Annotated in this window: 14 protein-coding genes; 5 read left to right on the forward strand and 9 right to left on the reverse strand. The window is 40.8% G+C overall.

What is annotated here, in order from left to right; all coding sequences use genetic code 11:
• The first annotated feature begins 204 nt into the window (after positions 1-204).
• Positions 205-1,224: a ferrochelatase gene (gene hemH / locus GDK41_RS18720; protein WP_152087993.1), complete on the forward strand. Its 1,020-nt coding sequence runs from the start codon at positions 205-207 to the stop codon at positions 1,222-1,224.
• A 45-nt stretch (positions 1,225-1,269) separates the two neighbouring features.
• Here the strand turns inward: hemH and GDK41_RS18725 are convergent, their stop codons facing one another.
• Complete coding sequence (locus GDK41_RS18725; protein ID WP_152087994.1) at positions 1,270-2,010, reverse strand: hypothetical protein; 741 nt, start codon at positions 2,008-2,010, stop codon at positions 1,270-1,272.
• 167 nt (positions 2,011-2,177) lie between these two features.
• Here GDK41_RS18725 and GDK41_RS18730 point away from each other — a divergent pair, with 167 nt between their 5' ends.
• Both GDK41_RS18730 and GDK41_RS18735 read left to right on the forward strand, forming a co-directional pair.
• Positions 2,178-3,284, forward strand: a complete 1,107-nt coding sequence (locus GDK41_RS18730) for a sensor histidine kinase (protein WP_152087995.1) — start codon at positions 2,178-2,180, stop codon at positions 3,282-3,284.
• Entirely contained in the window at positions 3,277-3,921 is a 645-nt protein-coding gene (locus tag GDK41_RS18735; protein ID WP_152087996.1) for a response regulator, read from the forward strand. Before GDK41_RS18730 ends, GDK41_RS18735 begins: the two co-directional genes overlap by 8 nt.
• A gap of 210 nt (positions 3,922-4,131) precedes the next feature.
• Here GDK41_RS18735 and GDK41_RS18740 read toward each other — a convergent pair whose 3' ends face one another.
• The 5 genes from GDK41_RS18740 to GDK41_RS18760 all read right to left on the reverse strand — a co-directional run bounded on the left by GDK41_RS18740 (position 4,132) and on the right by GDK41_RS18760 (position 10,934).
• Positions 4,132-4,755, reverse strand: a complete 624-nt coding sequence (locus tag GDK41_RS18740) for a LysE family translocator (protein WP_152087997.1) — start codon at positions 4,753-4,755, stop codon at positions 4,132-4,134.
• A 254-nt stretch (positions 4,756-5,009) separates the two neighbouring features.
• On the reverse strand, positions 5,010-5,480 hold the full coding sequence (locus GDK41_RS18745) for a GNAT family N-acetyltransferase (protein ID WP_232056580.1): 471 nt from the start codon (positions 5,478-5,480) through the stop codon (positions 5,010-5,012).
• A 74-nt stretch (positions 5,481-5,554) separates the two neighbouring features.
• Positions 5,555-5,971 (reverse strand): MAPEG family protein, encoded by a 417-nt coding sequence (locus GDK41_RS18750; protein WP_152087999.1) that lies wholly within the window; start codon positions 5,969-5,971, stop codon positions 5,555-5,557.
• A 45-nt stretch (positions 5,972-6,016) separates the two neighbouring features.
• A complete protein-coding gene (locus tag GDK41_RS18755; protein ID WP_152088000.1) occupies positions 6,017-8,140 on the reverse strand; it encodes a winged helix-turn-helix domain-containing protein in 2,124 nt (707 codons plus the stop codon).
• 256 nt (positions 8,141-8,396) lie between these two features.
• The gene (locus GDK41_RS18760) at positions 8,397-10,934 is read right to left on the reverse strand and encodes a putative bifunctional diguanylate cyclase/phosphodiesterase (RefSeq protein WP_152088001.1); all 2,538 of its coding nucleotides are present in this window, start codon (positions 10,932-10,934) and stop codon (positions 8,397-8,399) included.
• A gap of 266 nt (positions 10,935-11,200) precedes the next feature.
• Between GDK41_RS18760 and GDK41_RS18765 the strand changes: the two genes are divergently transcribed.
• Entirely contained in the window at positions 11,201-11,608 is a 408-nt protein-coding gene (locus GDK41_RS18765; protein ID WP_152088002.1) for a hypothetical protein, read from the forward strand.
• 68 nt (positions 11,609-11,676) lie between these two features.
• On the opposite strand, the gene GDK41_RS18770 is transcribed toward GDK41_RS18765, so the two are convergent.
• Genes GDK41_RS18770 through GDK41_RS18780 form a run of 3 tightly spaced genes read right to left on the reverse strand, consistent with a single transcriptional unit; the run spans position 11,677 to position 12,972 of the window.
• A complete protein-coding gene (locus GDK41_RS18770; RefSeq protein ID WP_152088003.1) occupies positions 11,677-12,309 on the reverse strand; it encodes a LysE family translocator in 633 nt (210 codons plus the stop codon).
• Entirely contained in the window at positions 12,299-12,634 is a 336-nt protein-coding gene (locus GDK41_RS18775) for an antibiotic biosynthesis monooxygenase family protein (RefSeq protein WP_152088004.1), read from the reverse strand. Before GDK41_RS18775 ends, GDK41_RS18770 begins: the two co-directional genes overlap by 11 nt.
• Positions 12,631-12,972, reverse strand: coding sequence for an NIPSNAP family protein (locus GDK41_RS18780; protein ID WP_232056581.1), 342 nt, complete (start codon positions 12,970-12,972; stop codon positions 12,631-12,633). The genes GDK41_RS18775 and GDK41_RS18780 overlap by 4 nt, the downstream gene beginning before the upstream one ends.
• 86 nt (positions 12,973-13,058) lie before the next feature.
• Here GDK41_RS18780 and GDK41_RS18785 point away from each other — a divergent pair, with 86 nt between their 5' ends.
• Positions 13,059-13,739 carry an ArsR/SmtB family transcription factor gene (locus tag GDK41_RS18785; protein ID WP_152088006.1) on the forward strand — a complete coding sequence of 227 codons (681 nt, stop codon included), beginning with the start codon at positions 13,059-13,061 and terminating at the stop codon, positions 13,737-13,739.
• Positions 13,740-13,793: the final 54 nt, after the last annotated feature.

The raw sequence follows: 13,793 nt of genomic DNA on the forward strand, positions 1-13,793 counted from the left end.
AAAGCCAGCCAACACACAATTTAACCGCTAATTTATAAATTTATTCATTAACTAACAGTATAGTGAGCAAAAAAATATAGATCGAGTTAGTAGTTACGAACGTACTGATAATCTTGTAAAATTAAGTTAATTGGTGCAGCGCGAGTAACAACCCGTGAATGGGATGCTCGTTTTAGTACAATTTTTTGTTCAAAGGAGCCGTGTGTGTCACGTTTTTCAGCAATAACTGATAACCCTCATGATGGGCGTTTTAATCAAAAAACAGGTATTTTAGTTACTAACCTAGGTAGCCCTGATGCCCCTACACCAAAGGCTTTAAGAACCTATTTAGCTGAATTTTTATCAGATCCAAGGATTGTTGAGATCCCAAGATTGGTTTGGTTAATGATCCTACATGGCATTATCTTGCGCGTAAGGCCCAAAAAATCAGCCAAAGCTTACCAAAGCATTTGGACAGAGCACGGCTCTCCGCTGATCCATATTTCACAGCAGCAAACAGATAAATTGGCTGCTTTAATTAAACAACACGGTTTTAGCAATACCGAAGTCGTCATGGCGATGCGCTATGGTAACCCGTCAATTGAAGCTGGGCTTGAAGCACTGCGCGACAAAGGCCTAACACGTATCATTGTATTACCGCTATATCCACAATACTCAAGTCCAACAACAGGCTCTACCTTTGATGCAGTGGCTAATGTTTTAAAAAAATGGCGTTGGGTACCTGAGCTGCACTTTATTAATGGCTACCACAAAAATTCGCTGTATATAGAGTCACTCGCCAACTCAATAGCCGAAGATTTGAAAGCCAACGGCACGCCTCAAAAGCTGGTTTTTTCTTACCATGGTATGCCAAAACAGTTTTTAGACAATGGCGACCCATACCATTGCTTGTGCCAGCAAACCACTCGCTTAGTGGTTGAAAAGCTCGGCCTTGATAAATCTTTGGTTGAAACAACTTTCCAAAGCCGTTTTGGCAAAGCTGAATGGTTAAAGCCATATACCGATGCAACGCTAGAGAGTTATCCGCAACAAGGGATAAAAGATGTTGCAATTGTAAGCCCTGCTTTTAGCGCCGACTGTTTAGAAACACTTGAAGAGCTTGAAGAAGAAAACCGCGAGATTTTTGAACACGCTGGTGGTGAAAAATATCGTTATATTGCCGCGCTGAACGACAGAGATGATCATATCGAAGCGCTATATGACGTGATAAAACCGCTGCTGTAATCAGGTTTAAAAATGGCACGGTATTGCACCGTGCCCACTTTTTAATTACTTTGCAATTCTAAATTTTTTCTCAAAATACCGTCTTGACCAACTTATCGAAACAGTGCCAATCACAGAAGGGACAATCCAACTTAAAAATGCAGCGTGATCACCCAATAAATAGCTAAAGATATGACGTCCTCCAAAGGCTGAAAACGCGGTGTATACTCCAATGCCCGAACCCAACATGGCAACTAAATGCTCGATAACCCAAGCGCGAGGTTGCACTTTTGCTGTAAACACATAACGAATATAACGGCTCACCACGAGCAAAGACACCACTGAAAATACAATTAGTAACGTTTGCGAGTGCATGAACCCCAATACCATGGAGATCAAAGCGGTTATCACCAATGCACAGAATAATCCCAAGTGCAGTGGTGTGCGCAACAACGCATTATTAGCTTTCGCTTTGAGAACGCGATCTCCATGATAAATCGACACCAACACCAAAAGTGATAACATCAACAAAAACAATGAAAACACACGCGTATTATTAATGTACGTCGCTTGCTCGGCCATATCCACAAACGTTTTAGGCTTAACGCCCATTGGGTCAAATAAAACCAAAATACAGGCGATAACTCCTAAAACTGATGTGCCATACATCGACCAATTATAATATTGCCCGAAACGATTATGTGTTTTGCTCCCTTTGGTTGCAAAAATAGGTATCCAAAAAAGTACCAACGCGAAACTACCTAATACGATGTGTAAGTAAACGGCTAATTTATGTATGTATTCCATTGCTGTGCTCTCAACTAAAGTTCATGTAGCTAAGATAGCCAGATGACCTTAAGCAACACAGTCACGAATGTCACATCATCACCATGACAATTGTCATGAACCGATATTTAGTACTGGCAAGCTCGACCTAAGCGCATTAATATAAAACCAAAAAAGGTGTACATTCAGTGTTTAAGTATCCACTTAGTTCGTTGGTTACCGTCCTATTAACTTGGGCCGCAGTGGCTATTCCAAGTGTATTTGATGCCTCTAGGCTCGACGTGAGTCTAATTGAATACGTGCTTCACTCTTTAGTCATCGTGTTCACCTTATTAGTGATCAACGAATCTACCCGCTATGGCTACACATTTCGTTACTGCTTACTCACTTTTTTATTTTTATCAATTGCTTATTTGATGTTTCTCGTGCCGTTTAGCATCATTTTAATTTATAGCGTGATGTACTGCTCAATACTCGCGTTTTATGCACCTACTCGACTTTGTTACGCTTATATCTTTGTCAGTAATGGTCTTTTTTTGCTAGCACATGCACTTTATTGGCAAACTGGTTGGCAATGGGCCAGTGTTGGCATGTTCATGGCGTTTCATTTTTTTGCTTTGGTCATGACACAACGCATGATCAGTGAACGCAGCGCAAAAGAAGAGCTTGCCCTGAGCAACGCAAAATTAGAAGCCACACAAAATCTGCTGCGCAATGCCGCAGCGCAAAGTGAACGGCTGCGTTTAGCACGAGATTTACACGATGAAGTCGGACACGCTTTAACATCGCTCATCATCAACTTAGATATTGCCAGAAGAACATGCACGCCCGAGCAACAGACACAATTGCAAGCCTGCTACAAACAAGCTAAACAAGCACTGGCAACAACACGCACTATTGTTAGCGACAAGCGAAATGATAGTGACTTTGACTTAGTCCAAAGTTTAACCCAACTGTGCGAGCGAACCCCCAGAGTTGCAGTGCACCTAGAGGTGGACTCAGAAGTTGCGCAGGTACAACTCGACACAGCACAATGCCTATTAAAATGTGTTCAAGAAGCCATTACTAATACGCTAAAACACGCCCCTACTGCAACGGATATGAACATTACGCTATACAGAAAAAGCGCTCACCTAGCGCTATGTATTAAGGACAATGGCATCTTAAAAGAGACAGTTGTGCTTGGCAATGGGCTCAAAGGCATGCAAGAGCGAGTAACACAACTAAAGGGCCAGCTAGATATCGACACCTCTAAGCAAGGTTTAACCTTAACCATACGAGTACCTTATGAATAAAATAAAAATACACTTAGTGGATGACCAACCTCTGATCAGACAAGGTATGCGCTCGCTGTTACAACTCACCGACACCCTTGACGTAACGGGTGAATCAAGCAGCGGTAACACGTTTTTAGCCCAGCTGTCAGATAACAAAATTGACGCAGACGTTGTTTTGCTAGACATGCGTATGAACGACGGCAGCGGCTTAGAGGTGCTCAACGCACCAATAGCACAACAAAGCGTGCTTAAATTTTTAATATTAACGACCTTTAACGAAAACGACTTTTTGCTAGGCGGCATGGAGGCAGGCGCAAGCGGTTATTTGCTCAAAGATGTGTCGCTCGAAGAGCTAGTGGATGCTATTAAACGCGTTCATGCTGGTGAAATTGTGTTGCAAAACGAGCTCACACAACAACTTTTAAAGGCCAAGCGCCAGCCACAACACACACTAGACGAGCCACTCACAGAAAAAGAGCAACAAATTTTGGCACTGATGGTATCGGGCTTATCAAACAAAGAAATAGCCACACACATATTTAAAGCAGAAGGCACTGTACGCAACCATGTATCGAATATTTTAGCGAAGCTGCAAGTACGTGATAGAACCCAAGCCATATTAAAAACACTGGAATTAGGGCTCTTAAACGAATAATAATTCATAGATTGGGCACAAAAGCATAAGCGTATATCGGGCAATCTTAAAACGCCTCGCTATTTTATACTGGCCAACAAAGCTCGTATGCTCATGGCTGTGAGGTAGCAACGGTGCAGAAAAACGGGTAACGAGGTGGCCCAACTCTTGTCCGTTTTGTCTTTGTAATTTCTCTAATCCAATACCTTGTAATTGAACCCGCGCTTTTTACTACCTGCTATTTGATGCTAAATAGCACCCAGCACCGATAAAAGTACCACCGAATAGTTTGCCTAAAAAGCTACCCGAAATACTTTTGCTGATCTTTGTTTTTGCCTGGCTTGCAAAGAATGAGTAAACAGAAAGGCAAATTAAAGATAACCCCATGAATGTAGAAACTAATATTGAAAATTGAATTAACAGAGGCGCTTTCAGTGTAATAAACTGAGGAAATAGTGCAGTGGTGAAAATGATAGCCTTAGGGTTTGTTAATGCCACCAACAAACCTTGAACATACAAAGAAGTTACAGAGGTTTGTTCGTTGAGGTTTTTTATCGGTGAGTTAATTTTGACTCCAGATTTCCATAACCTTATGCCAAGATAGATCAGATAAACCGCACCAATCGCTCTTAGTACAGTAAAGCCAATAGCGGAATAAGATACCAGTGCACTAAGACCAAGAATAGATACAGCTGACATCACAAACAGCGCTGAGATATTTCCAACAATAGTGGCAAGAGAGTATTTAAAACCAAATGAAACACTGTGAATAGACACAAGTAATGCGGCTGGGCCAGGTGTTGCCGTAGCAAGAAGTGCTATAGCACAAAACGACAACCAACTTTCTAATTCCACTCCCACTCCTATCAGGCTGTTACTAATTAAGTACTAAGCAATGCTACCACTGAACCTAAGCCAATGTCTCATAAATACCCAAGTCAATTGAAACCCTGAATGCTAAATGCGGCGAGTCACACTAAAAATGAGTGTTAGGAGTTTGAGAAATAGAGTTGTAAATCAAGTTCAAATCATCAGAAAATCGTCGTAACTACGTTAAGCAGCTAATCCATAAACTAAGCGCCAGTAGTTACCAAAAGCCAGCCAACATCTCACCCATTAACGGCTTTTGCACCATCCGAGTGCTTAAATTTGTTAGCAGTAAACTTTAGACGTAATACTTGCTGCCCTGTTGGTTCATGAAACTTTTCTTCTTGGTACTCAAAACCATACTTTGAATAAAAGTTACGACCAATACTGTTTGCCTTGAAAACCTCGACCTCCAGGTTGCCATGTAGTTCCTGCGCTTTATCCATTAATGCTTTGCCGATCCCTCTGCCGTGATAATCAGGTTGGAGAAATATTGCCCCCACCTCGTTGCCCATAAGTGCAATAAATCCTTTTACATCTCCACCTATTTGCGCAACCCATGTATCAGTATTCGGTAGATATATCTCAGCAATGTTCTTGCGCTCCTGTGCTATGAACTCATCTGTCATAAAATCATGAGCTAAACGAGTGGCTACTTCCCATGAATCAAGAACCGCTTCTAAATCTGACACCCTATATTGTCGTACTTGCACTATTTTGCTTCCTTTACTTATAAAACCGTCTTCTTGCGCCCACAGCATTAAAACAATGAATGTGTATTAACATATTAACTTGATACATTCAGCCAAGCGAATAAACCCGTACCAAACATGCCAAGTAACGCAATATAGCTAATTGCAAATCCGGTACTTCGCAGTAACTTTTGACCAAAATAATAAAACAGCATATGCGCAACGCGACCAGACAAATATAACAACGCAAAGCCATTTAACCATTCGGGGGAAGCCAAAGATAAAATAGAAAACAGCGCAAATAAAATGAACACTCCTATGCTTTCATTAGTATTTGCAAACGCTCGGTGGGCACGAAATAAAAAACTACGATGATCTTCTGCAATTGCATACCCAGGAGTATGTTTGGCCATAATTGCAGCAACGTCAACCACGGCCAGTTGAAGCCAAATCAACAAACCCGACAGCCCCATTACAAGCACCGTTATATTGTAAGGCACAATAAAGTCCATTTAGTTTATTCCTATATGTTTGTTTAGCGCGACACGAGCGCTTTATTAGTGAGTAAATGTTAATTCAACCACTTCTTTTTTTGAAGCAATTTGAATGCTCATCAGCAGCTGGTCGCCATCAGTATCGGTTAAAAAATCTATATTGCTTGGTGCATTGCCCACCACTTCAAAATACGCATTATCTAAAGAGTAAGACCACAGCTGCAAATCATCATTTATACCAATAATTGTTTCACCAGTTATTACAAAACGTTTCTCGCTACCTTGGCCGTTAAGCTCACTGATCAGTGTATCTTCAACAGGCCCTGGTTGCCAAAACCGTCCGAGCAAGTCGGTGTAAATCAGTGAGCCACTCGCCGATTTTTGCGCCCAAACTGCTGACTTATCATAAACAACGCTGTTACTGGGCTTGGGTAAATCTATCTCAGCCAATCGATACGCTCCATTCAACCATATCAAAGACAAAGCTGTTTGATTTTCGCTATCCCATTGAAAGAGCTTATCAACAGAGTGCGGCAGGGCAAATTTGCGTTCTGTGCCATCTAAAAACAGCTGCACCAGTTCTTTATCTGCATTGACTAAAATACTTTGCCCATCTTGCGCCCACTCAATTGAGAATATATAGGTGTCGAGTGGAAACTGGCTGAGCTGCCAAGCACTGTTGCCATCAGAGAGCCATACCTGTCGCTCCCCTGAACGCACAGAAGTAAAAGCAATATGCTCTCCACCAGGCTGAAATTTAGCGTTATCTTCAGAGACATTTGAACGATGCATCACCCTTTCTTTTAATGAATCTCTGTCCAAATTTAATGTCGCGTAATCAGCTATTGGTACAGATATAACATCGCTATCGTAATAGCCCTTAATTGCCAGCATCTTGCCCCCACTAGGATGTACTTTTGGTGAGCCGATAGGTTGATCCAGTGGCAAACTAATGCTTTGGACTTTTCCGTCTGTTGATATTGTAAAAAGCCGTTTACCCGTGCTGAAGATAAGCTGCCGCTCTAAAGATGAAAAGTTTGGATAAATATATCTAAATTTGCCGATCTGCTCTGGATATTGAACGCGGTTGCTCGAGATCACGTCGCCATTCGGCTTTAGCATTTCTATATAGTATTGGCCATCTTGATGAACACTCATGAGCGCAATCAGCCCCTTTTTAACTGAAAAGTCATAGTCAGTCACACTGCCATTTTCAACCTCGTAAATAACTTCACTACTATTATTTGAGACTGAATAGTTAACAAGCTTCCAACTATCAGCACTTTTGTGCATCAATGCGATATTATCGTTTGAGAGCCAAATTGGGTTGCGAATTTCAGATGATTTGCATTCCATCAGCACGGTTGGAGAAAGTGGACCCTTTAACGCCTCGTTAAAATCTAAGCTTACCAGTTTGTAGCACTTTTTCTGAAGTACAGGCTCCTCGCAATCACCCATAGAAATGAACGTTAACTTTTTACCATCGGGAGACAAGCTATGGCTACTATATACGCCCAAATCTTTGGTTAGCTGAAACTCTTGCTGGGTTTTAATATTTTTCGCCCAAATATTATTAATACAGGCTTGCTCCGAAAAACGATGAAAAATAATAAACTGCCCGTCATGAGAGTAAATTCCTGAACTTTCTTTATTGTCGGTTGCTGTCAACGCTCGAATTTGTGAAATTGTGAGTGTAGGAGTTTGACTGTTGGTCCAAAAATGATAACCAACAGCAGTTATCGTGATTAAAAACAGTATAAAAATGGTAGCAACAGCGCGTGGTTTAGTCGCTTTCTTATTATCGTTTTGAGCGTTAGGTAGGCCCTTTTCTGATTGACTATGATTAGCTGAGCTGACTTGCAGTTTACCCGCTTGCCATTGCACATTGCACTCCAAGCTATAACCCTTTTTGGCATGAGTTTTTATGTAAACTTGCTCTTTACCATCATCACCCAACACTTTTCTAAGCTGGGCAATACTACGCTGCAAAGTATTAGGAGAGACAATGGTACCTTGCCAAACAGCGTCTAATAATTCATCTTGGCTTACCACCTTACCTTGATTTTTAGCCAAGTAGGTCAGTACGCTTAGCGCCTTTGGCGCAATTGTTTGCGCTTGCTCTTTTTTAGTTATCTGATTTCTTGATACGTCAACAAAAAAATCGCCAACCCAATATTGTTGCGCCATATTTCCTCTACTTCAAACCGATAAATGACTACTCGCCTCGTCATCAGCATACATCAATTTGCCTGGGCATACTATTTCATGATTCCTAAAATATTGATTAAATTGCATATTATTACGAGTTAGTTTGTTAAGTAAGTTGGCAGTGTAATAGCTACTCACTTTTTGCAGGCATGTCACTCGCTGTCATCAAGTACCTAATCCAGGTTTAACAAGTAAGACACGCGTGCACACTGAATATGCAGATTTATAAATGATTTTAGTCAACAAAATCAGCTACTGCTGCTTGCTCTTCTTCCTTAAGCATTTGTAAGCATGCTTGGATCGGTTTTGCTGGGCTATGAATATACCCTTGTATTAAATGACAACCAAAATCAGCTAACATTTGCTGCTGCTCTTGGTGCTCAACGCCTTCTGCAATCACTTTAATACCTAATTGAGAGCTCAAATCTATCAAGCATTTGACCATCACTTGCTTGTTATGATCTACCCCCATGCTATCTACAAATGATTTATCAATTTTCACATAATCAACTTGGTTCTCAATTAGGTTGCTTAACGAAGAGTAGCCCGTACAAAAATCATCTAACGCTATTGTTACGCCTAATTCACTAAGCGACTCTAATACCTGCCACGTGTACTTGTTTGCTGCCATCGATTCTGTCACTTCAATGGTAATTGCACTATATGGTAAACCTGCACGCTCTATCGCTGCTGGAATAAGCTCAGTTTGATTGTTACTTGCTTTAAATTCATTTATTGAGCGATTAATAGAAAAGCTAACTTGCTTAAACCCCGCTTTATGCAGCATAGCTAGATCGCAACAGCTCGTTTCAAGTACATACTGTCCAATTAAGTGAATTAGGCCAAACTCTTCCGCAATAGGAATAAAGCTCGCGGGCGAAATGGCACCTAACTCTTCGTCAAACCACCGGATCAAGGCTTCAAATTTTGCAATTCTACCGGTTTTTACACTCACGACTGGCTGATAATAAACTTGTAACGCGCCTACTTTGAGTGCTTTTTTGAGTTTATCTCTGAGCTTAATTTTATTGAGATAGGCGTTTTGAATGGCTTCGTCATGTAAAGCGACCCGAGAGCGACCCAGCTTTTTCGCATTGCTCAACGCGTGTGCAGCATTTTTTACCAAGGTAGAGCCAGCCAAGTACTCCCCTGCATTAAGATATGCAACGCCAATACTCACAGTCAGTTCAATGGTCAGATCTTCAATGTAGTAAGGCTCGCTTAGTAATCGTTTTAACTCTTGTGCATGGGAAATAGCCTCTGAGATTGTTTTTTGTAGCACTAGTAATGCAAATTCGTCACCACCATAGCGACTCGCCATGTCTTTTCTTCTCAGTGTGTTTTGTAATCTATCTGCAACGGCTATTAAAACTCTATCACCTATTTCTGGTCCAAAAATATCATTCACTTCTTTAAAGCGATCTAAGCCAATGAAAATCAAACACATATCATGAAGCCGAAAATATTTAGTTAGCTGCTTTTCTAAATTATGCATAAAGCTGCGCCGATTCAGCAGCCCAGTTAATGCTTCATGGTTGGCATAAAAAGTCAGTTGCGCTTCATTTCGCTTCCAATCCGAAATATCTCTAAATATCGCCACATAATTGATAACCTTACCATCAACCCCCTTTACTGTGCTTAAGGTAAGCTCTTCAGGGAATACCTGTCCGTCTTTTCTTCGGTTATAAATTTCCCCTTTCCACACTCCGGTTTGCCTAAATTGTTGCCACATTTGTTGGTAAAATTGTTTAGTCTGCTTACCAGATGACAAAATCCCTGGATCTTCCCCATATAGCTCGGCAGCGCTATATCCCGTTTGCTCCTCAAATGCGCGATTCACCATCATAATTTTATTGCGATGATCGGTGATCATAAATGCTTCTGAAGCATTTTCGAACACCACATTCGTTAACTCTAATTGCCGGCTCAGTGAAGAGGTATAAGTGACATCTTGCACAGTCGCCCGTAATATTCGCTCATTTAAATGCTCGGTGCTAAGCTCAACCTCCCCTACAATATGAAACAACCCCTGAGTTGTGCTCATTTGTTTATGACAAACCAAGATATCGAAATGATCAATCTTGCCTTGTTTGATAAGCTCCAACTGAGAAGTGACTCTTTGCTTATCATCAATACGCAGGTGAGATAAAAAATCATCAAATGAGACCTCATCGCTGTCGTTGTTCAACAAGCTGCACATCTCTTGACTAAACCAATGTAAATCTTGCCCGATATACCAAGTCCATGAACTTAACTTTGCGATTCGCTCGCCATTTGCCAGTTGCTTTAAAATTAACTCTTTAGCGGACATTTCAAGATTATGACTAAGCTCAGTGGCGACAATACAACCAATTTCTGCAAACCATAGTTTGTCTTGTTCATGCAACACAGCGGGATTTTCAAACATGCAAACCAAAATACCTATAGGCTTATGATCTGGTGCTCTTAGCGTGACACCTAAATAACCATTAATGTTGAATAATTGCAGTAATTCGTCTTGAGGATAAAGGGTTTGCAAGTTCTGTTCAAAAGCGCATACGCAGTCTAACTCTTTTGCATCACAGCAAGGTGTGTCGGCCAAATCATAAACAAAGTTTTTTGCAACTTGTCCATCATGTAAATAATGAAGCGTTTTAACTTGGGAGCCTTCATTTATAAATTTCCCCATTATGCAATGATTTGCATGCAAGCGTTTATAAAGCGTACTTAAGGTGTATTGATACCTTTGTTCACTACTTTGCAAATTGTAAAAACGACTAACAGACAAATCCATAAGTTTCCATACCTTCGTATAATTAATGGGGCATAAGACGACGCCGAATAATAGTTAATTAAAGTACATACAACATATATGTGGATCAATAAAGATAAGAGAATTACAAAAAAAATTACGATAAATGGTTGTAAACTCGATATTTTTACCCATTTCGAAAACAAATTAGTGTAATTCGCTGCACATTTTTACAGTTTCTTACTGGCTCCATCGGCAAACTCCTCGAATAATGCATATATCAACATACCTCTTATGGAACAAAACAAATGAAAAACTTAATTATTGCGTTCACGACCACCCTTTTGTTGGCTGCATGTGCACACCATGAAGATGTTAGACCAGGAGACAGTCAACATTATGTGGTTGTTAAATCAGTAGACAGGAATAAAGGTATCAAAGAGGCATTGGGCCAAGCTGAACACTTTTGTGAAAAAAGTAGCAATAAACTAGTCGTATTGAACGAAAAAGTAGAATATCGCTCAGAGCAGGCTGAGAAAGATTATCTAGATAGCCGCTCAACAACAGAGTTTGTCACCGAAGCAAGCGCTTGGCTTTGGGTGCTAGGTGATGGCTATGTTGACGATGTAGCGGCCGTTGCAACATTAGCAGGAGTAGGCGCTTTAGAGTCAATGGGTGCACCATACTTAGTCACGCTAAATTTTCGATGTGCATAACAATCAGCGCCGCTACTTTTAAACATTTTAAATAGCGGCGCTTTAGCTCACAGGATCCTTTAGTAGCGCTAATCCGCATAATTAGACAAAAACAAAAACACACCAAAAGCAATAAATATGAACCCACTTAGTTTGTTATATAAACTGCGACCAGACTCATTATCCAAAGCATCTCTTACGCTGTTTGCTAAAGCCGCATAACCAAAATAAATCACAAAGTGGATCACCGCACTGGTCAAACACAGCATCACCACCTGAGGTACTAAGGCTTTACTACTGTCAATAAATTGTGGGAGTAATGCGCAAACAAAAAGCAATGCTTTTGGGTTTAACGAAGTCACCCAAAATGCCTGCTTAAAGATAATTGCACCTTGTTTGCTCAAAGGCCTGTGCGCTTTTTTCATATCAATGCGGGTAACGGGTGAACGAATACTTTTTACACCCAAATAACACAAGTAAGTTGCACCACCAACTTTTAAAGCCGTTAAAAGCGCACTAGATGCTAGTAACACCGCTCCCGCCCCTGTAGCGCTAAGAATCAACAACAGCTGAAACGCCGCCACATTACCCAATACCCCAAACGTTGCTTTCTTTTTTCCATAATGGATCCCATTGTTTATGCAAAGTAGTACCGAGGGACCAGGCGACAACAATAGCGCAATAATCACTACACAATAGCCCAAGTAAAATTCAATGTTCATCTTGTGCCAAGCCTAACTTGTTACTGTGGCTACTATAGTCACGCATTACATGAGCAACGCTTATTCTGTAGCTAGTAAATAGCGTGCGCTTTCCTTCTTGTTGTGCAGCTTGATGTTCAAAGTCACGTTTCCACCTCTTAACAGCCTCTTCATTCGCCCAAAATGACAATGATAAGAGCTTACTTGGGTTAGCTAAGCTTTGAAAACGTTCAACTGAGATAAAGCCTTCTACTGCATGTAATTTGCTTTTTAGCCTTGCCGCAATGTCTATGTAGGCTTGTTGGCCTTCAGCTTTCGGTATAACTTCAAAAATAACGACTATCAATTACAGCCTCCTTTTTTTGTTAGTAAATAAGTGGCTGGAACGGCCCTTAAGAAGGTACGCTTTTCACTCACTATAAACTGTTCACTTTGTGCGAAATCAAAGTTACGGCCACCTAGCTGTGAATGACGCAATGTATGTCGATATGCTTCATAATCAGCAAGAGACTCGAAACTAATTAAGCCATATGCAACATTGCTTGTTCCTTCATGTGGTAAGAAATAACCCACTAACTCACCTCCACTTTGCGGAATAATTTCGCCCCAATTCTGGGCGTATTGCTCAAATAAATGCACTTTGTGCGGGTCAATTTGATATTCAATAAAACAGGTTATTTTCAAAATAGTTGTCTCCATGTTTGTTTTTTGGCAGTCTAGCAAACACAAATCGCCACGCTTCGATGCCAATCGAACTATGAAGGAAAAACGTGGAACCAAATATTGCCTACCTTGGAACGCTAGTTGGAGACTCAACTCGCGCTAAAATGCTGACAGCCCTCATGAGTGGTAAAGCCCTAACTGCGACCGAACTCGCGCTAGAAGCGGATATAACACCACAAACAGCAAGCAGCCACTTGATGAAGTTACTGGAAGGCGAACTGATTGTTGTTAGAAAACAAGGGCGGCATAAGTATTTTCAATTAAGAGATCTACAAATTGCTGAATTTATTGAGCAAATGCTAAGTATTAGTGCCTCAATGAGCGGTTCAAACATTACTACTGGGCCCAAAGACAATAGGCTAAAACGCTCGCGCATTTGTTATGACCACTTGGCAGGAGAGTTAGCCGTTGAGCTTTTTAATACACTAATAAATAATGAATTACTGATTATTGAAGATACAGAGCAACTAAAATTAACCGACCCTGGTTTACAGTTTTTTACCAATATTGGTTTTGATGCATCAGTCGCTAATAAAAGTCGCAGGCCACTATGTAAATCATGTTTAGACTGGAGTGAAAGGCGCAGTCATCTTGCAGGCTACCTTGGTAAGTGGATATTATCCGATGTAGTAACTCGCCAATGGGCAAGCCGAGACTTAGACTCGCGCGCAATCGAATTTAACGCTCATGGCTTACAGGCATTTAAAAAAAAGTATGGTATTTGGTAACCTGAACTCGGGTTAAGTAACATAAGCCATTAGACGTATTTTTGAGCACTGAAC

The organism is Pseudoalteromonas sp. A25, from assembly GCF_009176705.1.
Classification (GTDB): Bacteria; Pseudomonadota; Gammaproteobacteria; order Enterobacterales; family Alteromonadaceae; genus Pseudoalteromonas.